This is a genomic window from Paracoccus chinensis, from assembly GCF_900102885.1.
Lineage (GTDB): Bacteria > Pseudomonadota > Alphaproteobacteria > Rhodobacterales > Rhodobacteraceae > Paracoccus > Paracoccus chinensis.
On the sequence record NZ_FNGE01000001.1, the window covers coordinates 267103 to 293413 of the forward strand.

The following is a 26311-nucleotide window of genomic DNA, read 5'->3' on the forward strand; positions in this document are numbered from 1 at the left end:
GGCCCGGTTCTTCCCATCAGACTGCAGCAGCGTGCCGGTGCCGCAAAGCCTTTCCCCGTATTTTCCGCGATGCGGATTGCGGACTGCCGCCAATTGCGTCAGCTTGGCGCGCGCCATGAACGACACCCGCCCGCAGAAAGGCCCCGCCACCTCCTCTGGCCGCCCCGCGCGCGAGGGTCCGGCGGCGGGCTCCCCTGCCGTGGACCGGGCGCTGATGCTGCTGGACACATTGGCCGAGGGCGACGGCCTGTCGCTTTCCGAACTGGGCCGCAGGCTGGGGCTCGCCCCCTCGACGGTGCACCGCCTGCTGGGGGCGCTTGCCGCGCGGCGGCTGGCCGAGGTCGATCCAGCCACGCAGCTGTGGGGCGTGGGCCCCGGCGCCTTCCGCCTGGGCGCGGCCTTCCTGCGCCGCGGGGGCCTGGCCGAGCGCGCCCGCCCGGTGCTGGCGCAACTGGCCGAGGCCAGCGGCGAGACGGCGGTGCTGGCCGTCGCGGATGGCGATTCGGCGCTGGTCGTGGCCGAGGTGCCGGGCACATCCAGCCTGCGCGCCGTGCTGCCCCCCGGCACCCGCCTGCCCTATCACGCGACCGCCCCCGGCAAGGCGCTGATCGCGCATCTGCCCCTGGCGCAGGTCCGGGCGCTTCTGGGCCGCGCGCCCCTGCCCGCGCTGACGGGACGTTCGATCACCGACCAGGGGGAACTGACCGCCGATCTTGCCACCCTGCGCCACGGCGGCTGGCTAACCGAGCGGGGCGAATCCGCCGTGGGCCAGAATGGCATCGCTGCCCCTGTTTTCGGGGGTGCGGGCGACCCGGTGGCGGCGTTGGGGCTGGCGGGCCCCTCGACCCGGCTGGACGACGCGGCGCTGGCCGCGCTGGGTCCGCAACTGGCCGAGGCCGCCGCTGTTCTTGGCGCGGCGCTGGGCGGCCCCGCCCGGCATCTTTCCCCGGCCGCGCAGGGGCGATAGTTTCGCGGGCATGACCACGCCCCTTCCCGCCCTCGCCGCCATTGGCGACGCCGATGAAACGCTGACCGCGACCCTGGCGCGCGTGCTGAGCGCCGTCCTGCATCCCGGCGACACGCTGCTGCTGGAAGGCCCCGTCGGCGCGGGCAAGACCCATTTCGCCCGCGCCCTGATCCGGTCGCGCCAGGGCGATGCGGCCGAGGACGTGCCCAGCCCCACCTTCACCCTGGTCCAGACCTACCGGGACGCGGCGGGGGCCGAGATCTGGCACGCCGACCTTTACCGCCTGACCGATCCCTCGGAACTGGTGGAACTGGGCCTGGACGAGGCGATGGAGCAGGCGGTCACCCTGATCGAATGGCCCGACCGCCTGGGCGCGCCCCTGCCCGGCGCGCTGACGGTGGCGTTGACGCCTGCGGGAGAGGACCGTCGCCAGATCGTCCTGTCGGGCGATCCCGCCCGCTGGCGGGGTGTCGAGCGGCTGCTTCAGGTGGCGCAATTCCTGCGCGGCACGCCTTGGGCCGATGCGCGGGTCGAGCCGCTGGCCGGGGACGCCTCGGCCCGGCGCTATTTCCGGCTGCAGGGCGATCAGGGCAGCGCCGTCCTGATGGACGATCCCACCGGCGCGATCTCCCGCTATGCGGCCATGACCGACTGGCTGCGCCAGCGCGGCTTCCACGCCCCCGCCATCCTTGCCGAGGACCAGGCGCAGGGCCTTCTGATTGCCGAGGACCTGGGCGACGATCTCGTGGCCCACGTGCTGGACCGTGCGCCCGATGACGCGCCCGCGATCTACGACCGCGTCACGGACCTGATCGTGGACCTGCACGCCCACCGCCCGCCGGAGTTCGTCCCTGCGCTCGACGGCCCCGCGCTGGCGGAACAGGTGGCGCTGTTCGCAGACTATGCCGCTGCCGCAGGTGTCCCCGGGGCGGGCGCAAGGGTGCCGCAGACCATCGCCGCCCTTCATGCCGAGCTTTGCGCCGACGCGCTGCCGGTCGTGTCCTTGCGCGACTTCCACGCCGAGAACCTCGTCTGGCGGGGCGAGGCCCCGTTGGGCCTTCTGGACTTCCAGGACGCGGTGGCCACGCATCCGGCCTATGAACTGGCCTCGGTCCTGCAGGATGCCCGGCGCGACGTCCTGCCCGAGATCGAGGAAGGTGCAATCACCCGCTACCTGACCGCGACCGGGTTGGATTATGCCGCGTTCCGCGCCGCCTATGCGCTGATGGGCGCGCAGCGGAACCTGCGGATCATGGGCATCTTCACGCGGCTCTGCCTGCGCGACGGCAAGTCGCGCTATCTGGACATGATGCCGCGCGTCTGGGGCGCGATCACCCGCAACCTGTCCCATCCGGCGCTGGCGCCACTGGCCGCCGCGCTGAAGGACGTGCCCCCGCCCACGCCCGAGATCATCGCGGCAATCCGCGCCCGTTGCGGGTCTGTGCAATGACCGCCCCCGACAGCCTGATGCTGTTCGCGGCCGGCAAGGGAACGCGCATGGCGCCCCTGACGGACGTGACGCCGAAACCGCTGATCCGCGTGGCGGGCCACCCGCTGATCGATCATGCGCTGGCGCTCGCCCGCGCGGGCGGGGCGCGGCGGATCGTGGTGAACACCCATCACCTCGGGCAGCAGATCGTCGATCACCTTGCGGGCAGCGACGTGGTCGTCTCGGACGAAAGCGGCGCGCTGCTGGAAACCGGCGGCGGGCTGCGGAAGGCCCTGCCGCTGCTGGGTCCGAGTCCGGTGCTGACGATGAACCCCGACGTCGTCTGGACGGGGCCGAACCCCGTCGCCGCGCTGCGAGCGGCCTGGGACGGCCGGATGGACGCGCTGCTGATGCTGGTCCCGGTCAAGCGCGCGCAGGGCCGCATTGGCGGGGGCGACTTCGCGCTGGACGCAAAGGGTCGCATCGCGCGCGGCGGGCCCTTCGTCTATACCGGCTGCCAGATCATCCGCACCGAAGGACTGGCCGAGGTCGACGCCGAGATGTTCTCGCTGAATCTCCTCTGGGACCGCATGATCGCGCAGGGCCGCGCCTATGGCCTGGTCCATCCGGGCGGCTGGTGCGACGTGGGCCGCCCCGACTGCATCCCGCTGGCCGAGGCGATGCTGAGAGAGGCCGCATGACCGAGATGCAGGGCCTTTACGCGCTGCCCCCCGGCGTCGATTTCGCGGGCGAGGTCGTGCGCGGACTTCTGGACCGCATGAGCCATCTTCCACCCGAGGCGCTGGCGGGCGTCACGATCTACGGCAACTCCAGCCACACGCTGCGGGCGATCGAGGCCGCCTTCCACGAGGCGGGGCCGCTGCTGCTGCCGCGCCTGCGGCTGCTGGCCGAGATCGGCAGCGAATGCGGCTTCCCGCCCCCCGCCTCCCCTTTGGCGCGGCAGTTGGAACTGGCGCATCTGGTCGCCCGCGCGATGGCCAGCGACGACACCGGCCAGTCGGTCGCCGCCATGACCCGCTCGCTGGCCGAACTCATGGCCGAGATGCAGGCCGAGGGCTTGGGTGCCGAGGCGCTGGACGGCATCGACGCCGAGGATCACGCCGCCCACTGGCAGCGCGCCCTGGCCTTCCTGCGTATCGCCGCGCGCTTTCACCTGGACGGCGGCCCCGTCGACCGCGAGGCCCAGGCGCGCGCGGCGGCCGAACGGCTGGCCGCCGATTGGGCTGAAGGGCGCAACCTGCCCCCGGGACCGGTGATCGTCGCAGGCTCCAGCGGCTCGCACGGGGCCACGCGGCTGTACATGGAGGCCGTGGCTCGGCTGCCCCAAGGGGCGGTGATCCTGCCCGGCTATGACCCCGCCCTGCCCGAAGCCGTCGCCGCCATGCTGCGCGAGGGGAACGAGGATCACCCGCAGGCGCGCCTGGCCCCACTGGCTGCCTCCTGCGGGGCGCCGCGCCCCTGGACCGATGCAGCACCCCCGGATCCAGGGCGGAACCGGCTTCTCAGCCTCGCCCTTCGTCCTGCGCCGGTGACCGACCAGTGGGTGGCCGAGGGGCCTTCGCTGGGCGATCTCGGCGTGGCCGCTGCGGGCATGACGCTGATCGAGGCCGACAGCCCCGCCGACGAGGCGGGCGCGCTGGCCGTCCTGATCCGCGACGCCGTCCACCGGGGCGAGGAGGTCACGCTGATCTCGGCCGAACGGGGGCTGACGCGCCGGGTCGCCGCCGCGCTGGACCGCTGGGGGATCATCCCCGACGACAGTGCAGGCGTGCCGCTGCCCCTGACCGCTGCCGGCCGCTTCGCCCGCCACATCGCGGAACTGCCCGGCCGCCCCTTGGGGATCGATACGGCGCTGATCCTGCTCAAGCACCCGCTGACGGCGACGGGCCGGGGCCGCTGGGCCCGCCGCGCCCACCTGCTGCGCACGCGCGAGTTGGAACTGCACCTGCGCCGCAACGGCCCCGCCTTCCCCGACGGCGCGGCACTGCGCAAATGGGGCGAGCAGCCCCGGCGCGGCAAGCGCGACGAGGCCCGCGTCGCCTGGGCCGAGGGCATTGCCGCGCTGCTGGACGCGACCCTGCCCCTGATTGCCCACGCAGGCCCCCTGCCCTTGGCCGAACGCGCCGCGCGGCACCGGCAACTGGCCGAACTGTGGGCTGCCGGGCCCGATGGCTCGGTCGAAGCCTCGGCGCTTTACGCGGAACGGCCCGGCGAAAAGCTGCGGGCGGTCATGGACCACATCGCGCTGCACGCCGCGCGGGGGCCCATGATGTCGGCGCGCGACTTCGCCCGGCTGCTGTCGGACCAGTTGCAGGCCCAGGCCGTGCGCGCGGATGTCGAGGCGCATCCGCTGGTCCGCATCCGCGGCCCGCGCGAGGCCCGGACCGAGGCGCAAGGCCTCGTGATCCTGGGCGGGCTGAACGAGGGCGGCTGGCCGCAGCCCTTGGACCCCGACCCCTGGCTCAGCCGTCCCATGCGGCGGCAGGCGGGGCTGTCCCTGCCCGAGCGGCGCATCGGGCTGGCCGCCCACGACTTCCAGATCGCCGCCGCCGCTCCAAAGGTCGTCCTGTCCCGCGCCCATCGCAGCGACGAAGCCGAGACGATCCCCTCGCGCTGGCTGAACCGGCTGGTGAACCTGATGAACGGGCTGGGGTCGCAGAACGGGCCCGCCGCGCTGGCCGCGATGCGTGCGCGGGGGCGGCACTGGCTGGACTGCGCGGCGGCGCTGGCCGCACCCGGCCCCGCGGACATGGCGCCCCCGTCGCCCCGCCCCTCGCCGCGCCCGCCCGCGCCCGCGCTGCGCGAGCTGTCCGTGACCGCCGTGTCGCAGCTGATCCGCGATCCGTACGCGATCTACGCCCGCCATGTCCTGCGCCTGCGCCCGCTGGACCCGCTGCGCCCCGAACCGGACGCCGCCGAGCGCGGCAACGTCCTGCACGCCATCATCCAGACCTTCCTGTCGCCGCCGCCCGCGCCCGATCTGCCGCCCGAGGCGCTGATGGCACGGCTGATGGAGGCGGCCGACCGCGTGCTGGCCCAGGTGCCCTGGCCCTCGGTCCGGCTGTTCTGGCAGGCCCGGATCGCGGGCATCGCCCGGCAGCTGGTGCGCGACGAGCACGAGCGGCTGCAGTTGGGCACGCCCCTGGCAGTCGAGACGCGCTACCAGATCAAGGTCGCGGGGATGGAGTTCACCCTGACCGCCCGGCCCGACCGCATCGATCGGCTGGCCGACGGCACCGCCGTGATCTACGACTACAAGTCCGGCACGCCCCCCAGCCGCCCGCAGATCCTGAGCTTCGACAAGCAGCTTCCGCTGGAGGCGGCCATGGCCGAACGCGGCGTCTTCGGGCAGCCTATGAAGGTGGCGGACCTGCGCTACATCCGCCTTGGCGGCGAGGGCGAGACCACGCCGCGCGGCTGGGACGCGGAGATGGCGGAAACCTGGGACCAGTTCGTGGCCCTGATCTCGGCCTATCTGCGGGGCGAGCACGGCTTCACCGCCCGCCGCGCAATGGAGCGCACGGGCTTCGGCTCGGACTACGACCACCTCGCCCGCTATGGCGAATGGTCCGAGGCCGATCCGCCGCAAGCGATCAGGGTGGGGCATGAATGATCTTTCGGTGAAGACGCTCGGACCGGACCCCGCGACCCGCGCGCAGCATGTCGCGGCGGACCCCGACCGCTCGACCTGGCTGACGGCCAATGCGGGCTCGGGCAAGACAAGCGTGCTGACCGACCGGGTGGCGCGGCTGCTTCTGGCGGGGACGCGGCCGGAACGCATCCTTTGCCTGACCTATACCAAGGCCGCCGCGACCGAGATGCAGAACCGCCTGCTCAAGCGTCTGGGCGAATGGGCGATGCTGGACGACGCGGCGCTGACCCAGCGGCTGGCCCGCATGGGCGTGGGCGCGGGGGCGGACCTGAACGCGGCCCGGCGGCTGTTTGCGCAGGCCATCGAGACGCCGGGCGGGTTGAAGGTCCAGACCATCCACAGCTTCTGCGCAGGCGTCCTGCGGCGCTTTCCGCTGGAGGCCGGGGTGCCCCACGGCTTTGCGGAGCTCGATGAGCGCAGCGCCGCCAACCTGCGCGCCGAGATCATCGAGGCCATGGCGCGCGACGGCGCCCCCGAAATGGCCGACCTGCTGGCGCTGCAATCCGACAGCGGGCTGGACGGCTTCCTGGGCGGCCTGCGCGACTATGACCAGCCGCCCTGCACCCGGACGCTCTGGGGCGATTGCGGGCTGCCCGAGGGCTTCGACGACGCCACCCTTCTGGCGCAATGCTTCGACGGGGACGAGGCGACGCTGATCCCCGCGCTGATCCCGCTGTTGAGGGCGGGCGGCAAGACCGACGCCACCGCGGCCGAGAAGCTGTGCAAGGGCGCCTGGGACCGCGCGGGCGTGGACGAGCTTGCAATCCTCGAACAGGTGCTTCTGACCGGCGAGAAGGCCAAGGCGCCCTTTTCGGCCAAGCTCGGCGCCTTTCCGACCCAGGCACTGCGGCAGGGCTCCTGCACAGCGCTGATGGACCGGCTCGAGGAGATGATGTCCCGCGTCGAGGCCGCGCGGCCCATGCGGTTGGCCCTGGCTCACGCCCAGCGCACGCTGGCCCTGCAGCGCTTCGGCCATGCCTTCTGCCGGCGCTATGCGGCGGCCAAGACGGGGGGCGGCTGGCTCGACTTCGACGACCTGATCCAGCGGACGGCGAAGCTTCTGGACCATCCGACCATGGCACAATGGGTGCTGTTCCGGCTGGACGGGGGGATCGACCACATCCTCGTGGACGAGGCGCAGGACACCTCGCCGCTGCAATGGCAGGTGATCCAGCGGCTGACGGACGAGTTCACGGCCGGGGCCGGCGCCGCCGACCGTCCGCGCACCCTGTTCGTCGTGGGCGACCCCAAGCAGTCGATCTATTCCTTCCAGGGCGCCGACATCGCCGTCTTCGAGGCGCGGCGGTCCGAGTTCTCGCGCGCCTTCGAGGCCGCGGGCCAGCCCATGCAGGACGCGGCGCTGCGGCATTCCTTCCGCTCGTCGCCCGCGATCCTGCGGCTGACGGACGCCGTGTTCCAGGGCGAGGCCGCCCAGGGGCTGGGCGACACCCCGGCGCATATCGCCTTCCACGAGGGGATGCCCGGCCGGGTGGATCTCTGGCCCCCCGTGCCCGACCCCGAGAAGCCCGAGCCCATGCCCTGGCATGCGCCGGTGGACACGGTGGCCGCCAATGCCGCCCCTCGCGTGCTGGCCGATGCGGTGGCGAAAGCCGCCCGCGACATGATCGACACGCCCATCACCTTGCGGAACGGGCAGGTCCGGCCGCTGCGGCCGGGCGACATCCTGATCCTCGTCCAACGCCGCTCCGCGATCTTCCACGACATCATCCGCGCGCTGAAGCAGGCCGGGCTGCCCGTGGCGGGCGCCGACCGCCTGAGGCTGGGGGGTGAGCTTGCGGTGCGCGACATCCGCGCCGTCCTGTCCGTGCTGGCCACGCCCGAGGACGACCTGTCGCTGGCCGCCGCTCTGCGCTCGCCCCTGTTCGGGCTGACCGAGGACGAGCTTTACCGCTTGGCCGCCCCGCGTCCCGGCCTGCTGATCGAGGCCCTGCGCAAGTCGCCCCACGAACAGGCCCGCGCCCTGCTGGCTGACTTGCAGGGGCACGCGGATTTCCTGCGGCCCTATGACCTCATCTCGCGCCTGCTGGTGCGTCACGGCGGTCGCGCCCGGCTGATCGGGCGCTTGGGCCCCGAGGCCGAGGACGGCATCGACGAGCTTCTGTCGCAGGCGCTGACCTACGAGACGACGGAAACGCCCTCGCTGACGGGCTTCCTGGTGTGGCTGGCCGACGACGAGGCGCAGGTGAAGCGCCAGCCCGGCGCGGCGCAGGAAGGCGGCGGGCTGATCCGCGTGATGACGGTGCATGGCGCCAAGGGTCTGGAAAGCCCCGTGGTGATCCTGCCCGACTGCGCCAGGCGCAAGGGCGCAGGACGCGGGGCACCCACGATCCTGCCCGACAGCGGCCCGCCCGCGCATTGGCGCCCGGCCAAGCCCTGGCAGACGCCGCAGGTACAGGAATGGATCGCTCGCGACCAGCAGCGGCAGGAAGAGGAACGGCGGCGGCTTCTCTATGTGGGCCTCACCCGCGCGGAAAGCTGGCTGATCGTGGCGGCGGCGGGCGAGACGGGCGAAGGCTGCGAAAGCTGGCATGCGATGGTGGCCGAGGGCTTTGCCCGCGCCGAGGGGATGATGCAGGCCGACCTGCCCTGCGACTGGGGCGACTGCGGCATCCGCCGCCTGTCCTTCGGCGACTGGCCCGCCGAGGCGGCGGCCGAGGCCCCGCCCGCGCTGCATGAAACCTTCTTGCCCGACTGGCTGCGCGAACAGGCCCCCGCGATGCCCCGCGCGCCCGGTCCCGTGGCCGCGACCGCGCTGGGGGGCGACAAGGTGCTGTCCTCGGACCTTGCCACCGGCAGCGCGGGCGACCGCGAGGCCGCGCTGCTGGCGGGCACCCGGCTGCATCTGCTGCTGGAGCATCTGCCGGGCGTTTCTCCCGAAGAGCGCGCAACCCGCGCCCGCGACCTGCTGGCGGGCTCCGAAGGAGGCCTGCCCACCGAACCTGAACTGGCGGTTCTGCTGGAAGAACTGTCGGCGCTGCTCGAGGCCGAGGAACTGGCGTCCCTTCTGTCGCCCGCGGGCGCCACGGTTCTGCGCGAGGTGGCGCTGTCGGCGCCCCTGCCGAACGGGCGCCGGCTTTCGGGCACCATCGACCGGCTGGTCGTCACGCCCGACCGTGTCACCGCCATCGACTACAAGTCGAACGCCGCCGTGCCCGACCGGCCCGAGGAGGTCCCCGAGGGCTATCTGCGCCAGATGGCCGCCTATCGCCACGCCCTGCGCGGCATCTATCCGGGCCGCGCGGTGGACTGCGCGATCCTCTGGACCCGCGCGCGGTCTGCCATGACCCTGCCCGACTCGCTGCTGGATGCCGCGTGGGAGGCCGCCATGCGCGCCCTTGACCCCGCCGGGGCGGGCCCATAGCTCTGCCCTGACCCCCAGATCCCCGCAAGGAGCTTTCCCATGGCCACCTCCAAAGCCACCGACGCCGATTTCGACAGCGTCGTCCGTCAGTCCGATGTCCCCGTTGTCGTGGATTTCTGGGCCGAATGGTGCGGCCCCTGCCGCCAGATCGGCCCGGCGCTGGAAGAACTGTCGGACGAATACGCCGGCCGCGTGAAGATCGTGAAGGTCAACGTGGACGAGAACCCCGACACCCCGGCGACGCTGGGGGTGCGCGGCATCCCGGCGCTGTTCATGTTCAAGGACGGCGAGGTCGTGTCGAACCGCATGGGCGCCGCGCCCAAGGCCTCGCTGAAGGCCTGGATCGACGAAGCCGTCTGATCCCGTAACCCGGACGCCGTCCCTGCCGGGCGGCGTTCAGGCCACCGCGGCCGGGGCCGGGCACAGTTCGGACAACCGGCGCGGGCGGTCGTAGTAATAGCCCTGCACCAGCCGCACCCCGGCCGCGCGCAGACACTCGAGTTCCTCGTCCGTCTCGATCCCCTCGGCTACCACGGTCAGTCCCAGGTCGTCGCACAGGTTGACGACATGGCGCAGCACCATCCAGGCCCGGTCGGCGGTGCAGCAGTCGGCGATGAAGTCGCGCGACAGCTTAATCCCGTCGAACAGGCCCGAGCTGACATGCGACAGGGCCGCGTATTCCGTCCCGAAGTCGTCCAGCACCAGCCGGAAGCCGTGCCGCCGCAGCGCCTCGACCTCGGATCCGGGCGCGACGGTGCTGACCGCGACGCTTTCCGTCAGTTCCAGCGTCAGCCGTGCCGGGTCCAGCCCGTACGCGTGCACGATCGCGGCCGCCGCCTCGGCAAAGCCCGGCTCGGCCAGTTGCCGGGCCGAGACGTTGATTGCCAGCCGGAGGTCTGCGGGCGCCCGCAGCAGGTCGGCACAGGCGCGGTTCAGGACCCAGCGCCCCATCTCGCCGATCATGCCGTTCTGCTCGGCCAGTGGAACGAAGACCGAGGGCTCGATGCGGCCGTGGGTGGGATGCTGCCAGCGCAACAGGGCCTCGAAGGCAATGGGGCTGTCGCTGTCCAGCGAGATGATGGGCTGGTATTCCAGGAAGAATTCGTCGTTGCGGCAGGCGCTGCCGAGGGCGTGCAGCAGCGTCTCGCGCGCATCGGCCTCGTCCTGCATCGCGGGGGTGAACTGCAGGGCCGAACCGGGCTGCGCCTTGGCGGAATACAGCGCCAGATCCGCCTGCCGCAGCACGGTCGAGACGGGATTGCGCGCGGTCCAGTCCGCATCGGCGATTCCCGCACTGAAATCCGGCACGCAGAAGACGGGGCCGATCGTCATCCCTGCCGCACAGGCCGTCTTGAGCCGCGCGCAGAGCGCCCGCGCCTCGACCGCGTCCGCGACCACCGCGCAGAACTCGTCCCCGCCCATGCGCGCGCAGACGGCATGGGCGGGTGCGCAGGCAACCAGCGCCTGGGCAAGCCGCACCAGGAAGCGGTCGCCGATCTGGTGACCATGGAGGTCGTTGATCGCCTTGAAGCGGTCCACGTCGATCAGCACCACGGTTGCGGTCGCGTCCTTGCCGCGCAGGCGGTGAAGATGCTCGTACAGGGTGCGCCGACTGCCCAGGCCCGTCAGCGCGTCCCGTTCCGCCAGATAGCGCGCGCGTTCCAGCGCCAGCCGCTCCTCGTGCATGTCTTCCAGCGTGCCGACCCACTCGGCCGGGTGACCATCGGATTTAGGGATCAGCACGCCGCGGGCCCGCACCCAGCGCCAGTGGCCCTGGGCGTCCCGGACACGGCATTCCACCTGCAGGCTGTCGCAATGCTCCAAGCCGCGGAAATCCAGCCGGGCGCGATCCTCGGGGTGGAAGCGACCCAGGCTGGCCCGGCCCAAGGCCAGGTGGTCGGGCTGGCCGGTCAGGGCTTCCCAGCCGAGGACGGCCCGGACGCGCCCCGCCAGATCCGCCCGCCACAGCACCAGCGCCCCCGCCTTCAGCGCCGCGCGATAGCGATCGCTGCTGCGCTGAAGATCAGCCTCGGCGCGGCCCGACGCCCCACCGTCGAAGCCGAAGTCGTCGTGGTGCGAATCCGTCATGGTTCATCCGCCAGCGGAAATTGCCCCTTTTGTATAGGCAAACACCTGCCGGTCAAAGAGAATCCGCCGCTTTGCAGGTTTCCCGGGAAAGCCTCAACCGAAGGGATGAGGCCCTGACACCTTGCGCGCCAATGGACCCGCACCGAGGCGGCGGCATCCGGCCAAGACCAAGACGGTGCGCCTTTCAGCCGCCTTTCCCTGCACCCAAGACGAGGCACTGCCGAACCCAAGGTCCGGCAAGCCAGATGATTCCGCGTGCAAAGAGCCTCGCCGCCGGACCCTATGGTTCACGGCCCGGCACTGGGCAGGAGATCACGGCAGACGGGGCCCCTCTCAGTCCTTAGCGTCAGCTACCGCAATTCCCCGGCAGGCAGGCGTCACCACAGGAAGTCGTCCGACCCCAGTTCGGCAAGCCTTGTCCATTCGATCCGCAGCACATCGCCGCCCTGCCGGAACTCGACATGATTGCCGGCCTGGACCAGCTGGCCGCGCACGTCAGCCCATGTGTCCAGCCCCGCGAAGCTGCGCAGGTCGATGACGTCCTGCGCCTCGTCGAAGTTGCGGATCGTGTCCAGCCCGTCGTTGAAGACGAAGCGGTCCACCCCCGCGCCCCCGCGCAGAAGATCGCTTCCTGCCCCCCCGTCCAGCACGTCGCGGCCGCCCTCTGCCGCCAAGTCGTCGTTGCCGGCCCCGCCCAGCAGGGTGTCATCGCCCGCGCCGCCGATCAGGATGTCGTGCCCCGCGCCGCCCTGGATCCGGTCGGCGCCGTCCTGCCCGAACAGGCGGTCGCCGCCATCGCCGCCGTCGATCTGGTCGTTGCCGCCGTTGCCCGAAATCGTGTCGGAGCCCGCGGCCCCCAGCAGCCGGTCGGCGCCCCCGCCACCGATCAGCGCATCATTCCCGGCGGCGCCATCCAAGAGGTTCGCGCCGCCCGAATCCGTCAGCCGGTCGTTGCCCGCACCGCCGTAAAGCGAGTCGTTGCCCGCCCCCCCAATCAGCTGGTCGTCGCCATCCTCGCCCCACAGCCGGTCATTGCCGTCGCCGCCGTTCAGCACGTCCGCTCCGCCACGGCCATAAAGCTGGTCCGCGCCCGCGTTGCCCGTCAGCCGGTTGGCCGCGCCGTTGCCGACGATCGTGTCTGCGCCGCCGCCGCCGGTCGCATCCTCGATCATCGTGTCGGGGGCGATCTGCATGTTGCCCACCGCACCCATCACGTTGGAAAAGGCGCCCGGCATCAGGTCGATCCGCTGCGCCGCGCTTGTGCCCGAGAAGTTCACCGCGTCCCGCCCGCCGTGGTCGGCGATCAGGAACGTCGCCTGCGCCCCCAGACGCGCCGCCGCGTCCAGCGAGCCGCCTGCGTTCGAGTTCACGCCATAGGTCGTGTTGCCCATGTGCATGTTCGAGGCGCCATACATCTGCCGCAGCGCCAGATAGTCGGCCAGCATCGGGGTCAGGTGATAGGCCTTGGTCGCGGTGACCCAGGTGTTCTCGTTCTGATCGAAATAGGACATGATGCTCATCTGCCAGCTGTCGTTGGCGATGGCGGACTGGCTGAACTCCTCGACCCGGTCATAATCCTGCGGGTGGCCCAGCCCGAGAGCATGCAGGGTTTCGTGCACATAGGTGCGGAAGGCGAAGCTGCCGTAACTGTCGCCCGGCTCGACCCGGTCGGCCGCGATCCGCACGGTCGCGTTGTTGATGGTGGTCCCGGAATAGGTCGTGCGCGTGTTGGCCCCCGAGCCCTCGTGGCTGTAGGTGATCTTGGCCGAGCCCGTCGTTTCGCGGAAGTTCAGGCCGGTCATCCGGGCGATCTCGGCCAGCGCGTTGCGGGCGAGGCCCTGTTCCTGCGCGGTCAGGGCGGTGATGTTGACGGTGATGGTGCCGTCCGAGCCCGGCCGCATGGTGCGGATGGCCCCTTCCCCGTAATTGCTGGTCATCAGGCGTTGCGCGAACTGCTGGGCGGTCAGAACCTGCATGGGCTGAATCCTTCCGGTCGTGGCGGACCCAGCCTAGGCAGGAATGACCCGGCCCGCCAACCTGTGATTGCGATCTTGGTTAATCATCTACCAAGGCGCGAACGACCCTCAGCCGCGCAGGGTTCCTCCGGTCGCCTTGCCGACCTTCTCGACGATCTTCTCCGCGACCGCCTCGATTTCCGCGTCCGTCAGGGTCTTGCCCCTGGGCTGCAGGCGGACGGTCAGGGCGATGGACTTCTTCCCGGCACCCATCTGCGCCTCGGCCCGCTCGCCCTTGAACTCGTCGAAGACGGTGACGCGCTCGACCAGCGCCTTGTCGGCGCCCTGCGCCGCGTTGACCAGCGTCAGAGCCTCGACGCGGTTGTCCACGACGAAGGCAAAGTCGCGTTCCACCGCCTGCAGGTCGCTGATGTCCAGCGCAGGCCGCGTGGGCGTCTTCACCTTCGGCAGCGGCACGTTGGCGAGGTGAACGGTGAAGGCCACCGCCGGCCCCTTGACGTCCAGCGCCTTGAGGATGCGGGGGTGAACCTCGCCGAAACTGGCCAGCCGCTTCGGCCCCAGCGCGATGTTGCCGGCGCGGCCGGGATGCCACCAGCCGTCCAGCTTGCGGTCGATCTGGGCACGGGCGGGGGCGCCGATGGCGGACAGGATCGCTTCGGCGTCGGCCTTGGCGTCATAGATGTCCACCGCGCGGCGCGAGCCATGCGGGTCGCGGGCGGCGCTGGCGCCGACCAGCAGGCCCGACAGCTGCACCGCCTGCTCGCCCGGCTCGCCGCCGGCGAAGACGGGGCCGACCTCGAAAAGCGACAGGTCCATGAAGCCCCGCGCCTGGTTGCGGGCCGCCGCGGCCAGCAGGCCGGGCAGCAGGTCGGGGCGCAGGTGGGTCATCTCGGACGAGATCGGGTTCTCGATCCGCACCGCCTCGGACCCGCCGCCGAACAGCGCGGCCGAGGGCTGGTCGATGAAGCTGTAGGTCACGCATTCGTTGTAGCCCAACGCCGCCGCCATTCGCCGGGCGGCGGATTCGCGGCGCTGCAGCGGCGTCAGCACCGGCTGCGGCACGCCCGCGCGGGGGCGCGGCAGGGGCTGGCCCTGCAGGCGCGAGAGGCTGGCGATGCGGGCGATTTCCTCGACCAGATCGGCCTCGCCCTGCACGTCGGGACGCCAGCTCGGCACCTGGGCCATGTCGCCCTCGAGCCGGAAGCCCAGAGCCTCCAGCGTGGCGCGCTGCTCGGATTCGGGGATCTCGAGGCCGACGAGGCTTTGCGTCCGCGCGGGGTCCAGCTTGTAGGCGCGGGCGTGGTCGGGGGCGGCGCCCGCCTCGACCACGTGGCTCGGCTCGCCGCCGCAGAGGTCGAGGATCAGCCGCGTCGCCAGTTCCAGCCCGTCACGGGTGAAGGCCGGGTCCACGCCGCGTTCGAAGCGGTAGCGGGCGTCCGAGTTGATCTTCAGCGCCCGGCCCGTCGCGGCGATGCCGATGGGCTGCCAGTAGGCGCTTTCGAGGAAGACATCGACGGTCTCCTCGGTCACGCCCGAGGCCTCGCCGCCCATGATCCCGGCCAGGCTTTCGGGGCCGTGGTCATCCGCGATCACCAGGTCGCCCGCGCGCAGGGCATAGGTCTTGCCGTCGAGCGCAAGCAGGCTTTCCCCTTCGCGCGCGCCGCGCACGGTCAGGTCGCCCTGCACTTTCCCCGCGTCGAAGACATGCAGCGGGCGGTTCAGGTCGAAGGTGAAGAGGTTGGTGATGTCCACCAGCGCCGAAATCGGCCGCAGCCCGATGGCGCGCAGGCGGCTTTGCAGCCAGTCCGGCGAGGGGCCGTTCGTCACGCCCCGGATCAGCCGACCCGCGAAATGCGGGGCGCGGTCCAGCACGTCCGCCTCGATGGTCACGCCGAGGGGGCTGTCGAAGCTGCCCGCGACGGCCTGCACCTCCAGCGGCTTCAGCGTGCCCAAGCCCCGCGCGGCGAGGTCGCGGGCGATCCCCCGCACGCCCAGCGCATCGGGGCGGTTCGGGGTGATCTTGATGTGGATCATCGGGTCGATCTTTTCGGGCGCGTTCTCGGCCAGCCAGTCGATGAAGCGCTGCCCGACCTGCCCCGAGGGCAGCTCGATGATGCCGTTGTGCTCGTCGGAAAGCTCGAGCTCGCGTTCCGAGGCCATCATGCCGTGGCTCTCGATCCCGCGGATCTTGCCGATGCCGAGGGTGGTGTCGATGCCCGGCACATAGTCGCCGGGCTTGGCCAGCACGCCGACCAGCCCCGCCCGCGCATTAGGCGCGCCGCAGACGACCTGCTTCTCGCCCTCGTTCGTCGCCACCCGCAGCACCCGCAGCCGGTCGGCGTCGGGATGCGGATGGGCCTCCTCGATCCGGGCGATGGTGAAGGCGGAAAGCTTCGAGGCGGGATCGACTACCTCCTCGACCTCGAGCCCGAGGTCGGTCAGCGCGTCGGTGATCTCGGTCAGGCTCGCCGTGGTGTCGAGATGGTCACGGAGCCAGGAGAGGGTGAGTTTCATCAGAGTTCGATGCCTTCTGAACCGCCTTTTAGCATGGCGCTTACAACGGCGTTCTCAACGGTCTCAGGACGTCGCACATCGTAGATCTTGAAACCATCCCACTTCGGTGGAAGTGGGCGAGGGGCAAGCTGCTGCTCCAAGAAATCAACTGCTGATTGAACATCCCTGACAAACTGCGGAACTGCTTCCCTCAGATCATTGTATCCCCCTGCCACAGTTAACGCGATATTAAAAGCGAGCATTATATCAAAGCGAGCCTCACGGGAACCGGGTATGAAATGAATACCCGAGAAATAAACTCCCAAATACTCAAATAATGGCTGTTCGTTGCTCCCGGGTAGTGCAGCAGGTGCAACGAACTGGAAGTTCTCTGTCTCAGCGGCCACAAGTCGGCGGGGTTCGTATGACCTCATTGCGCCAACTACACTCTGAACCTCCTCCGCAAGGCGACCTGACGAGAGACCCATTTGGAAGCCCTCATCGCTCAACTTGTATCGTGCTTTGGCAATATCTACAGTGATAACATTATGTCGATCTTCAAATATGGGCCACACTGCCATTTAATTAATTCCTTGCTCCATTTCTTTCGGCACAAATGCACTCACCGCGACAGCCCCCCACTCACACTCGGCACATCCCCCGCCGCGAACCCATAGTGCCGCAGCCAGCGCAGGTCGCTCTCAAAGAACGCCCGCAAATCAGGAATCCCGTATTTCAGCATCGCGATCCGGTCGATGCCCATGCCGAAGGCGAAGCCCTGCCACTCGGCGGGGTCGATCCCCCCGGCCTGCAGCACCTTGGGATGGACCATGCCGGAACCCAGGATTTCCAGCCAGCTTTCCCCCTGCCCGATCTTCAACTGGCCGCCGGACCAGTCGCAGCGGATGTCCACCTCGGCCGAGGGCTCGGTGAAGGGGAAATGCGAGGCGCGGAAGCGCAACTCGACCTCGTCGACCTCGAAGAAGGCGCGGCAGAATTCTTCCAGCGTCCATTTCAGGTTGGCCATCGAGATGTCGCGGCCGATCGCCAGCCCCTCGACCTGGTGGAACATGGGCGTGTGGGTCTGGTCCATGTCCATGCGATAGACGCGGCCGGGGCAGATGATCCGCAGGGGCGCGCCCATCGCCTCCATCGCGCGGATCTGGACGGGCGAGGTATGGGTGCGCAGGACATGGGGCGGGCGGGTGTCGCCTTCCGCGCGGGCCATGAAGAAGGTGTCGTGCTCCTGCCGCGCGGGGTGTTCGGGCGGGATGTTCAGGGCGTCGAAGTTGTACCAGTCGGATTCGACCTGCGGCCCCTCGGCCACCGAAAAGCCCATGTCGGCGAAGATCGCGGTGACCTCGTCCATGACCTGGGACACGGGGTGGATGGTGCCCTGCGGGCGCGGGCGGCCGGGCAGCGTGACGTCCAGCCATTCGCCCGCGAGCTTTGCCTCCAGCGCCGCGTCTTCCAGCGCCAGCTTGCGGGCGCGCAGGGCGGCGTCGATCTCGTCCTTGACGCGGTTCAGGGCGGCGCCCGTGGTCTGGCGCTCCTCGGGGGTCATCTTCCCCAGTTCGCGCATCTTCAGCGCGATCTCGCCCTTCTTGCCAAGGGCCGCCAGGCGGACCTCCTCCAGCGCCGTGACGCCTTCAGCCTCGGCGACGCGGCCAAGCCAGGTGGAACGCAAGCTGTCGGGATCGGTCATCGGGGGCCTCGCGGGAATTGCGGGGCGGGGTTAGCACGGGGGACGCGCGGTTTCTAGCGCGGCGTGGCGCGCAGCCAGACGCCGCCCTCGGGGCGCAGCGTGAGGATCATCCGGGGGTAAGGGTCGCGGCCGGGAACCAGCGCGAAGTCGAAGCGGGCGAGCAGCGTGGCCAGGATGATCGCGGCCTCCTGCAGGGCGAAGCTGGCGCCGATGCAGATGCGGGGGCCGCCGCCGAAGGGCAGAAAGGCGAAGCGGTCGCGCTGGACACCGGGGGCGAAGCGGTCGGGGTCGAAGGCGTCGGGGTTGTCCCACAGCAGGCGGTGCCGGTGCAGCGCGTAGATCGGCAGGATGACGGTGTCGCCCGGCTCGATCCGCCGTCCGCAGAGGGTGTCGGCGCTGCGCGCGGTGCGCGAGAAGAAGGCGGCGGGCGGATAAAGCCGCAGCGATTCCTGCACGACCTGCTGGACGTAGGAAAGGCGCGGCAGTTCGGCGGCGGTGATGCGCGGGCCTGCCGCCTGCGCCTCGGCCGCGGCGCAGGCCTGCACGGCGGGGTCGAAGGCGCAGAGGTACAGCGCCCAAGACAGGGTCAGCGCCGTCGTCTCGTGCCCCGCGACGAGAAAGGTCAGCAGGTTGTCCCGCAGTTCCGACGGGTTCATGGAGCGTCCCGTTTCCGGGTCCACGCCCGCCCGCAGCAGATCCAGCAGGTCGGGCGGCAGGCGGGCACCACGGCGGGCGCGTTCGGCAATGGCGTGATCGGCGAGCGCCCGCGTTTCCCTCAGCACCCGCCCCGAGAAGATGCGCCCCGGACGCGGCACCCAGCGGGGCAGTCCCAGCACGTCCAGCAGCGACACTTGGGCGACCGAGGCGATGTAGCCGTTGAACGCGCGGTAGACGACATCGCGGTCGATGCTCTCGCCGCCGGAAAAGGTCACGTCGCTGATGATGTCGAAGGTCGCGGCGACCATCTCGGCATGGGCGTCGAAGGGCTGGGGGGCTTGGGCGATGCGCGCGGCGGAAGCCTCGGCGGCGGCGGTCATCACCGGGGCCAGCGCCTCGACATGGCGGGCGGCGAAGGCGGGGGCGGCGGCCAGCCGCTGCCAGCGCCACTGCGCGCCTTCGGCGATGAACATGCTGTTGCCAATGGCGGGTTCCAGCAGCAGCTTGGTGACGACGGACTTGGGATAATCCTCGACCCGATCCTTCAGCACGCGACGCAGGGCGCCGGGGTCCATGACCATGTGCCAGCGAAGGCCCGCGCGCCCCGAGATGATCGGCTCACGCAGGGCGGCCTCGGGGATCAGCTCCAGCACGTTGCGCTGCGCGGCCACCGCCCAGCCGAGGACTCCTCGCGGGCGCGGGGCAAGGGCAACGCGGGGCGGCAGGCGGTCCATGGCTTTTCCAATCCCCGCCCCCCAGCCTAGTTGCAGCGGCGCGCGCAAGCTGTCACGCCTGCGTGATGGCACCCTTGGGACGGAGAGACCCATGCTCGACCCCATCATCGACGCAATCAACGGCGTTCTGTGGAATTACGTGCTGATCTACGGGCTGATCGCCGTCGGCATCTATTTCACCCTGCGCCTGCGCTTCATCCAGTTCGTCCATTTCGGCGAGATGCTGCGCTGCACCTTCGGCCGGACCGAGAAGGACCGGGACGGGATCTCGCCCTTCCAGGCGCTGTCGGTCAGCCTGGCCAGCCGCGTCGGCACCGGCAACATCGCGGGCGTGGCGGTGGCGATCACGCTGGGCGGCCCCGGCGCGGTCTTCTGGATGTGGATCGTGGCGCTGGTCGGCATGGCCACGGCCTATGCGGAATCGGCGCTGGCGCAGCTTTACAAGGTTCACGGGCCCCACGGGATGTATCGCGGCGGGCCCGCCTTCTACATCGCCAACGGGCTGCGGCTGCGCTGGCTCGCCATGCTCTTCGCGGTGGCGCTGCTGATCTCCTTCGGGCTGGTGTTCGAGGCGGTGCAGGCCAATTCCATCGCCGAGGCCTGGGAAACCTTCGGCGTGCCGCGCTGGGTCACCGGCGTGTCGCTGGCCTTCTTCACCGCAATCATCATCTTCGGCGGCATTCCCCAGATCGCGAAGGTGGCCGAACTGATCGTGCCCTTCATGGCCGGGGCCTATCTGCTGGCCGCCGCCTGGATCTTCGCCACGAACATCGCCGAGGTGCCGGGCGTCCTGGCGCATATCTTCCGCCAGGCGCTGGGGCTGGAGCCTGCCGTGGGCGGCGTCGCGGGCGGCATGGCGGCGGCCATGCTGAACGGGGTCAAGCGAGGGCTCTTTTCCAACGAGGCGGGGATGGGTTCGGCTCCGAACATCGCGGCGGTGGCGACGCCCGACCCGCATCACCCGGCGGCGCAGGGCTTCGTGCAGTCGCTGGGCGTCTTCATCGACACCATCCTCGTCTGCACGGCGACGGCGGTGATGATCCTGCTGTCGGGCGCGGTGCCCTCGGCCGAACTGACCGGAGTCGCGCTGACGCAGGCCGCGCTGGGCGAGCATTTCGGACAGACGGGCATCTATTTCGTTGGGCTGGCGATCCTGTTCTTCGCCTTCACCTCGATCATCGGCAACTATGCCTATGCCGAGAACGCGCTGGTCTACCTGGGCTTCGGCGACCAAGGCATCTTCGTGCTGCGACTGGCCGTGCTGGGCATGGTGATCTGGGGCGCGCAGCAGGCGGTCACCACGGTCTTCAACTTTGCGGATGCCTCGATGGGGCTGATGGCGACGATCAACCTGATCGCCATTGTGGCGCTGTCGGGGATCGTGGCGCAGCTGACGCGCGACTATGTCACCCAGCGCCGCATGGGCCGCCGGCCCGAGTTCCACCTGTCCGCCCATCCCCAGCTGGCGGATCGCGGCGTGGACAACGACATCTGGCGCTGAGGCCTAAAACGAAAGAACCCGCGCCGAGGCGCGGGTTCCTGCATTCCATCCTGTCCGATGGATCAGGCGGCGACGGTGGCCGGGGTGCCGGCGGCGGCCTTCGCCTGGGCCACGATGGCGTTGAAGGCCTCGGGCTCGTGCACGGCCAGGTCGGCCAAGACCTTGCGGTCCACCTCGATCCCCGCCTTCGACAGGGCGGCGATGAAGCGCGAATAGGTCATCTCGGCATCCACCGCGCGGACGGCGGCGTTGATGCGGGCGATCCACAGCGCGCGGAAGTTCCGCTTGCGGACCTTGCGGTCGCGGGTCGCGTACTGCAGCGCCTTGTCCACGGCCTGGGTGGCGGTGCGGAAGTTGCGCGAACGGTTGCCGTAATAGCCCTTGGCGGCGTCAAGGACCTTCTTGTGGCGGGCGTGGGTGACCTTGCCGGATTTAACGCGGGACATGGTTCAGATCCTTCTCAGCGGTCGTAGGGCATGTATTTCTTGACGATCTTCGCGTCCTGGTCGGACAGGATCATGGTCCCCGTCACGTCCCGGATGAATTTCGTCGAGCGCTTGATCATGCCGTGGCGCTTGCCCGCCGGGCCTGCCTTGACCTTGCCGCTTGCCGTCATCGAGAACCGCTTCTTTGCCGCGGCCTTGGTCTTCATCTTCGGCATTTTCTTCTCCTTGTCAGAGTGAACGCGCGACTCGGCAATGCCAACCGGCCGGCCGCGCGGGACGTGTGGAAGCGCGCCTGATACCGGCGCGCGGGCGGGATGGCAAGCGGAAGTTGCGGCCTACAGCCGGACCTGACCCGCTATAAGGCGCTGCCAGGCCTCGCCCAGGTCCTGCACCCGGAAAGGCGTCGGGTCCATCCAGGCGCCCAGGAACAGCGCCGCCACGCCGAGAACAAAGGCGATGGCCGCGCCGCGCGGCGGCTCGATCCGGGCCAGCGAGACGATCGCCAGGATGACCGACACCGCCATCAGCGCGGTGCCCAGCAGGATAAGGACGTCGGACATGGGATCGAACTCGTGCAGAAGGCGGACCGCCCCGTCACTCGGGGTCGGTGCTGGATAGCAACAGCTCGTCGCAGGATGCAACGCGAAGAATGTTCGTGGACCCCGCGGTGTTGAAGGGCACGCCCGCGATCACGATGACCTTCTGGGTGCGATCCGCGAAGTCGAACTCCTGCGCGGCGTTCACGGCGTTCAGCACCGCCTGCTTGAAGCGCTCCAGCGCGGGCGTGCCCACGCAATGCGCTCCCCAGACCAGCGCCATGCGCCGCAGCACGGCAGGCTCGGAGCTCATGGCGATGATCGGCACCTTGGGGCGTTCGCGGGCGACCAGCCGCACGGTGGTCGAGGACTGGGTATAGGCGCAGATGGCGGCGATGTCGGTCGTTTCGGCGATCTCGCGCGCGGCCACGGCCATGGAATCGGCCACGCTGGTGCGGTTGTCCGTCCCGCGCGAGCCGTCGATGATGATCCGGTAGGTCGGGTCGCTCTCGACCGAGCGGGCGACGTTGTCCATCGTCGCGACCGCCTCGACCGGATAGCGCCCCGCCGCCGATTCGGCCGACAGCATGACGGCATCGGCCCCCTCGTAGATGGCGGTGGCGACGTCGCTGACCTCGGCCCGGGTGGGCATGGGGCTTTCGATCATGGATTCCAGCATCTGGGTCGCCACGATGACGGGCTTGGCCGCCTGACGGCAGGCCCGGACCAGCCGCTTCTGGATCGGCGGCACCGAATGGACCGGCAGTTCCACGCCGAGGTCGCCCCGTGCGACCATGATCCCGTCCGAGACCTTCAGGATGTCGGCAAAGCATTCGACCGCCGCGGGCTTCTCGATCTTGGACAGGATCGCCACGCGACCGCGGGACAGCTCGCGCGCCTCGGTCACGTCCTCGGGTCGCTGGACGAAGGACAGCGCCAGCCAGTCCACGCCCAGCCCGCAGGCGAATTCCAGATCCGCGCGGTCCTTGTCCGACAAGGCCTTCAGCGGCAGCACCGCGTCGGGGACGTTGACGCCCTTGCGGTTGGAAATCATGTCCCCCGCCGTCACGACGCATTCCGCGAAGTCCGGCCCGCAGCTTTCCACGCGCAGCCGGATCTTGCCGTCGTTCACGAGCAGACGAGAGCCGACCTTGAGCGCGGCGAAGATCTCGGGATGCGGCAGTTGCACCCGCCGCCCGTCGCCCGGCGCGGGGTCGAGGTCGAAGCGGAAGCGGTCGCCTTCCTTCAGCTCATGCGGGCCGTTGGCGAAGGTGCCCACCCGCAGCTTGGGTCCCTGCAGGTCGGCCAGCACGGCGATGGGACGGCCGAGTTCCGCCTCGACCGCGCGGATCGCGTCATAGCGAGCCTTCTGCTCGGCATGGTCGCCATGGCTCATGTTCAGGCGGAAGACGTCTGCGCCCGCCTGGAACAGCGCGCGGATCGTGGCCAGGTCACTGGACGACGGCCCCAGAGTCGCCACGATCTTCACGTTGCGGTGTCGTCTCATCTGCCGGTCCCTCCCGATCATGTTTGCGCTATCGTCTACCTGTCGGCGGCCGCACGGGCAACTGGCGCGGCCATGTCGCGGGACGTATACCGCCCCCATCATGAACGCGCATGACAGCAATCCGATCGACGCCCCGCCCTTCACCATCGAGGGAGAAGACCGCCCCTCGCGCTGGCTCGTCACCTGCGACCACGCCACGAACCGCGTGCCGCCCTGGGTCAACGGCGCCGATCTGGGCATCGCGGCGCAGGACATGGCGCGCCACATCGCTTGGGACGTCGGTGCGGCTGGGCTGGCATCCGCGCTGGCCCGCAGGCTGAACGCGCCCATGATCCGGTCGGACTTCTCGCGCCTCGTGATCGACCCGAACCGGGGCGAGGACGACCCGACGCTGCTGATGCGGCTTTACGACGGCACGGTGATCCCGGCGAACCGCCGCGCGGACGCGGCCGAGCGGGAACGCCGGCTCGACCGGCTCTACCGCCCCTATCACCGCGAACTCGCACGATTGGCCGCGGCCCACCCGGCGCGTGCGATCTGCGCGGTCCACAGCTTTACCCCGCAGCTCAAGGGCCGCCCGCCGCGTCCTTGGCTGGTGGGCATCCTCTACTCGCACCGCGACGAGCGATTGGGTCCTGCGATGGTCCGCGCCTGCCGCGCGCAAGGGTGGATCACCGGCGACAACGAACCCTACAGCGGCCATCTGGAGGGCGATTCCATCGACACCCACGCGCTGTCACATGGCCGGCCCAACGTGCTGGTCGAGGTCCGGAACGACCTGATCCGCGATGCCGAGGGGCAGGAACAATGGGCGGGGCGACTCGCCGCGGTGCTCGAGTCGGTGCTGGCGGAAAGCGGGGCGTAGCGCGGGCTGCCTCGGACCGGGGCTCATGCGGAATAGTTGTGCGAAGATCTTCGCAGTTGGCTTCCTTCGATCCCGGATGGCCCGATCTGGAGGCTGCCCTTATAGGAAGCTCTGCGGATCGATGTCCACCGCCAGCCGCAGGTTTGTCGGTGCCTTGGGCGCCAGTGCCAGCCAGGCGGCGATGGCCGATTGCAGCGGCGCCTGGCGGGGCGCGCGGACCAGCATCCGCACCCGATAGCGCGCCCGGACCCGCGCGATGGGGGCGGGGGCGGGTCCGAACAACTCGGCCCCGATCTCGGACAGCGGCGCGGCGCGGCGGGCGAGTTCCTGCGCATAGGCCTCGACCACCGGCTGGTCGGGGTGGGACAGGATGATGCCGGCTAGTCGGGCAAAGGGCGGCATCCGGGCGGCGTGGCGGGATTCGGCCTCGGCGTTCCAGAAGGCCTCGTCGTCGCCCGACAGGATCGCGCGGATCACCGGATGCTCGGGCTGGTGGGTCTGCAGCAGCGCCACGCCCGGCCGGTCGCCCGCCTGCCGGCCCGCGCGGCCCGCGACCTGCCGCATCAGCTGGAAGGACCGTTCCGCCGCCCGCAGGTCCGCTCCCTGCAGCCCGAGGTCCGCGTCGATCACCCCCACCAGCGTCAACAGGGGGAAGTTGTGCCCCTTGGCGACGATCTGGGTGCCGATGATGATGTCGGCCTCGCCTGCCGCGATGTTCGCGATCGTCTCCTTCAGCGCGCGGGCCGAGGTGTAGAGGTCCGAGGACAGCACCACCGCGCGTTTTTCCGGGAAACGCTCTGCCACCTCCTCGGCCAGCCGCTCGACGCCGGGGCCTATGGCGGCCAGCTTGCCCTCGACCTCGCAGGCCGGACAGGCGACGGGGATGGGCTTGGTCGCGCCGCACTGGTGGCAGATCAGCCGCCGCTGGAAGCGGTGCTCGACCATCCGCGCGTCGCAGTCGTCACAGCCGATCTGGTGGCCGCAGGCGCGGCAGGTCGTCACCGGCGCATAGCCCCGGCGGTTGAGGAACAAGAGCGACTGCTCCCCCCGCTCCAGCCGCTCCTCGACCGCCCGGCCGAGGGTGGGCGAGATCCAGCGCCCCGAGGGCAGGTCCTCCTTGCGCAGGTCGATGGCGGCCATTTCGGGCAGTTCCGCCTCGCCATAGCGGGCGCGCAGGTCCACGCGGCGATACTTGCCCGTGGCCGCGTTCACCCAGGTCTCGACTGACGGCGTGGCCGAGGCCAGCACCACCTGCGCCCCCTCGATGCTGGCGCGCAAGACGGCCATGTCGCGGGCGCTGTAATGGACCGTCTCGTCCTGCTTGTAGGAACTGTCGTGTTCCTCATCGACGACGATCAGGCCGAGGTCGCGGAAGGGCAGGAACAGGGCCGAGCGGGCCCCGACGACCAGCCCGACCTCTCCCCTGCCCGCCATGTGCCACAGGCGCCGGCGTTCGGTACGGGTGATGCCCGAGTGCCACTCGCCCGGGCGGGCGCCGAAACGGGCCTCGACCCGGTCGAGAAACTCGGCCGACAGCGCGATCTCGGGCAGCAGGACCAGCGCCTGCCGGCCCATGCGCAGGGTCTCGGCCACGGCTTCCAGATAGACCTCGGTCTTGCCCGAGCCGGTGACACCCCGCAGCAGCGTCGTCGCATAGCCACCGCCGCGCAGGCCCGTCCGCAGCGTCTCGGCCGCCTCTGCCTGGTCCGGGGCCAGAGGCTTGCCCGGCAGCGAGGGGTCCAGCCGGGGATAGGGCGTGTCCTTCGGGGCCTCGGTCTCGACCAGCGTGCCGGTGCCGACCAGCCCCTTGACCACCGACGTGCCAACACCCGCTAGCTGCGCCAGTTCCGAGGGCGCGAAGCCTGCGCCGCCATGTTCGTCGATCACCCGCAGGACGGCGGCCCGCGCATTCGTCATCCGCTCGGGCGCAGGCCCCACGCGATGGACAACGCGGCGGGCGGCGGGCGGCTGGTCCAAGTCCGGCGCGCGCAGCGTCATCCGCAGCATCACCGGCAGGGGCGTCAGGGTATAGTCGGCGGCGCGCTGGATGAACTCCAGCATCCCTTCCCCGAAGGGTGCCGCGTCCACCAGCCGGGCCACGGGCCGCAGCTTGGCCGCGTCGAAGTCACCCGTCCCCTTGCCCCAGACCACGCCCAGCACCCGGCGAGGCCCCAGCGGCACGACGACCAGTTGCCCCAGCAAGACGCCCCCCTCGGGCGAGAGGTAGTCGAGCAGCCCCACCGGCTCGGTCGTCAGCACCCCGATGCGGGCGCCCTGGGGGAAATGCGTGGTCATGGATTCCTGCGGATGGCGGGCGGGACGTCCCCCTACCTAATCATGTCGCCGCGTCCT

Annotated in this window: 19 protein-coding genes; 8 read left to right on the forward strand and 11 right to left on the reverse strand. The window is 70.3% G+C overall.

Going from position 1 to position 26311, the window contains the following annotated elements:
- Window positions 1-115 precede the first annotated feature (115 nt).
- The 6 genes from BLQ03_RS01245 to trxA are packed head-to-tail and all read left to right on the forward strand — an operon-like array spanning window position 116 to window position 9811.
- Window positions 116-967 carry an IclR family transcriptional regulator gene (locus BLQ03_RS01245; RefSeq protein WP_090751820.1) on the forward strand — a complete coding sequence of 284 codons (852 nt, stop codon included), beginning with the start codon at window positions 116-118 and terminating at the stop codon, window positions 965-967.
- A 10-nt stretch (window positions 968-977) separates the two neighbouring features.
- The gene (gene tsaE, locus BLQ03_RS01250; protein WP_090751823.1) at window positions 978-2417 is read left to right on the forward strand and encodes a tRNA (adenosine(37)-N6)-threonylcarbamoyltransferase complex ATPase subunit type 1 TsaE; all 1440 of its coding nucleotides are present in this window, start codon (window positions 978-980) and stop codon (window positions 2415-2417) included.
- Entirely contained in the window at window positions 2414-3097 is a 684-nt protein-coding gene (locus tag BLQ03_RS01255) for a nucleotidyltransferase family protein (RefSeq protein ID WP_090751825.1), read from the forward strand. The genes tsaE and BLQ03_RS01255 overlap by 4 nt, the downstream gene beginning before the upstream one ends.
- Entirely contained in the window at window positions 3094-6030 is a 2937-nt protein-coding gene (gene addB, locus BLQ03_RS01260) for a double-strand break repair protein AddB (RefSeq protein ID WP_090751827.1), read from the forward strand. The genes BLQ03_RS01255 and addB overlap by 4 nt, the downstream gene beginning before the upstream one ends.
- Window positions 6023-9451, forward strand: a complete 3429-nt coding sequence (gene addA / locus BLQ03_RS01265) for a double-strand break repair helicase AddA (protein ID WP_090751829.1) — start codon at window positions 6023-6025, stop codon at window positions 9449-9451. Before addB ends, addA begins: the two co-directional genes overlap by 8 nt.
- A gap of 39 nt (window positions 9452-9490) precedes the next feature.
- A complete protein-coding gene (gene trxA / locus BLQ03_RS01270) occupies window positions 9491-9811 on the forward strand; it encodes a thioredoxin (protein WP_090751831.1) in 321 nt (106 codons plus the stop codon).
- Window positions 9812-9847: 36 nt separating this feature from the next.
- Here the strand turns inward: trxA and BLQ03_RS01275 are convergent, their stop codons facing one another.
- From BLQ03_RS01275 to BLQ03_RS01295, 6 genes are all read right to left on the reverse strand, one after another.
- Window positions 9848-11539: a putative bifunctional diguanylate cyclase/phosphodiesterase gene (locus BLQ03_RS01275; protein WP_090751834.1), complete on the reverse strand. Its 1692-nt coding sequence runs from the start codon at window positions 11537-11539 to the stop codon at window positions 9848-9850.
- A gap of 377 nt (window positions 11540-11916) precedes the next feature.
- Window positions 11917-13515, reverse strand: a complete 1599-nt coding sequence (locus tag BLQ03_RS18755; RefSeq protein ID WP_245688627.1) for a M10 family metallopeptidase — start codon at window positions 13513-13515, stop codon at window positions 11917-11919.
- 108 nt (window positions 13516-13623) lie between these two features.
- Window positions 13624-16029, reverse strand: coding sequence for a phenylalanine--tRNA ligase subunit beta (gene pheT, locus BLQ03_RS01285; protein ID WP_090751835.1), 2406 nt, complete (start codon window positions 16027-16029; stop codon window positions 13624-13626).
- On the reverse strand, window positions 16029-16589 hold the full coding sequence (locus tag BLQ03_RS17850; protein ID WP_139166593.1) for a hypothetical protein: 561 nt from the start codon (window positions 16587-16589) through the stop codon (window positions 16029-16031). Before BLQ03_RS17850 ends, pheT begins: the two co-directional genes overlap by 1 nt.
- A gap of 41 nt (window positions 16590-16630) precedes the next feature.
- Window positions 16631-17713, reverse strand: a complete 1083-nt coding sequence (gene pheS / locus BLQ03_RS01290) for a phenylalanine--tRNA ligase subunit alpha (RefSeq protein WP_090751838.1) — start codon at window positions 17711-17713, stop codon at window positions 16631-16633.
- 53 nt (window positions 17714-17766) lie between these two features.
- Window positions 17767-19104, reverse strand: a complete 1338-nt coding sequence (locus tag BLQ03_RS01295) for a cytochrome P450 (RefSeq protein WP_090751841.1) — start codon at window positions 19102-19104, stop codon at window positions 17767-17769.
- A 91-nt stretch (window positions 19105-19195) separates the two neighbouring features.
- Here BLQ03_RS01295 and BLQ03_RS01300 point away from each other — a divergent pair, with 91 nt between their 5' ends.
- Window positions 19196-20605, forward strand: a complete 1410-nt coding sequence (locus BLQ03_RS01300; RefSeq protein WP_090751844.1) for an alanine/glycine:cation symporter family protein — start codon at window positions 19196-19198, stop codon at window positions 20603-20605.
- 62 nt (window positions 20606-20667) lie between these two features.
- Here BLQ03_RS01300 and rplT read toward each other — a convergent pair whose 3' ends face one another.
- The 4 genes from rplT to pyk form a co-directional block, all read right to left on the reverse strand.
- Window positions 20668-21051, reverse strand: coding sequence for a 50S ribosomal protein L20 (rplT, locus tag BLQ03_RS01305; protein WP_090751846.1), 384 nt, complete (start codon window positions 21049-21051; stop codon window positions 20668-20670).
- A gap of 14 nt (window positions 21052-21065) precedes the next feature.
- The gene (gene rpmI / locus BLQ03_RS01310) at window positions 21066-21266 is read right to left on the reverse strand and encodes a 50S ribosomal protein L35 (protein ID WP_090751848.1); all 201 of its coding nucleotides are present in this window, start codon (window positions 21264-21266) and stop codon (window positions 21066-21068) included.
- A gap of 120 nt (window positions 21267-21386) precedes the next feature.
- Window positions 21387-21611: a hypothetical protein gene (locus tag BLQ03_RS01315; RefSeq protein ID WP_090751851.1), complete on the reverse strand. Its 225-nt coding sequence runs from the start codon at window positions 21609-21611 to the stop codon at window positions 21387-21389.
- Between the two features lie 34 nt (window positions 21612-21645).
- Window positions 21646-23094, reverse strand: coding sequence for a pyruvate kinase (gene pyk, locus BLQ03_RS01320; RefSeq protein WP_090751853.1), 1449 nt, complete (start codon window positions 23092-23094; stop codon window positions 21646-21648).
- A gap of 100 nt (window positions 23095-23194) precedes the next feature.
- Here pyk and BLQ03_RS01325 point away from each other — a divergent pair, with 100 nt between their 5' ends.
- Window positions 23195-23959: an N-formylglutamate amidohydrolase gene (locus BLQ03_RS01325; RefSeq protein WP_425415706.1), complete on the forward strand. Its 765-nt coding sequence runs from the start codon at window positions 23195-23197 to the stop codon at window positions 23957-23959.
- A 99-nt stretch (window positions 23960-24058) separates the two neighbouring features.
- Here the strand turns inward: BLQ03_RS01325 and BLQ03_RS01330 are convergent, their stop codons facing one another.
- Window positions 24059-26254, reverse strand: coding sequence for a primosomal protein N' (locus tag BLQ03_RS01330; RefSeq protein WP_090751856.1), 2196 nt, complete (start codon window positions 26252-26254; stop codon window positions 24059-24061).
- Window positions 26255-26311: the final 57 nt, after the last annotated feature.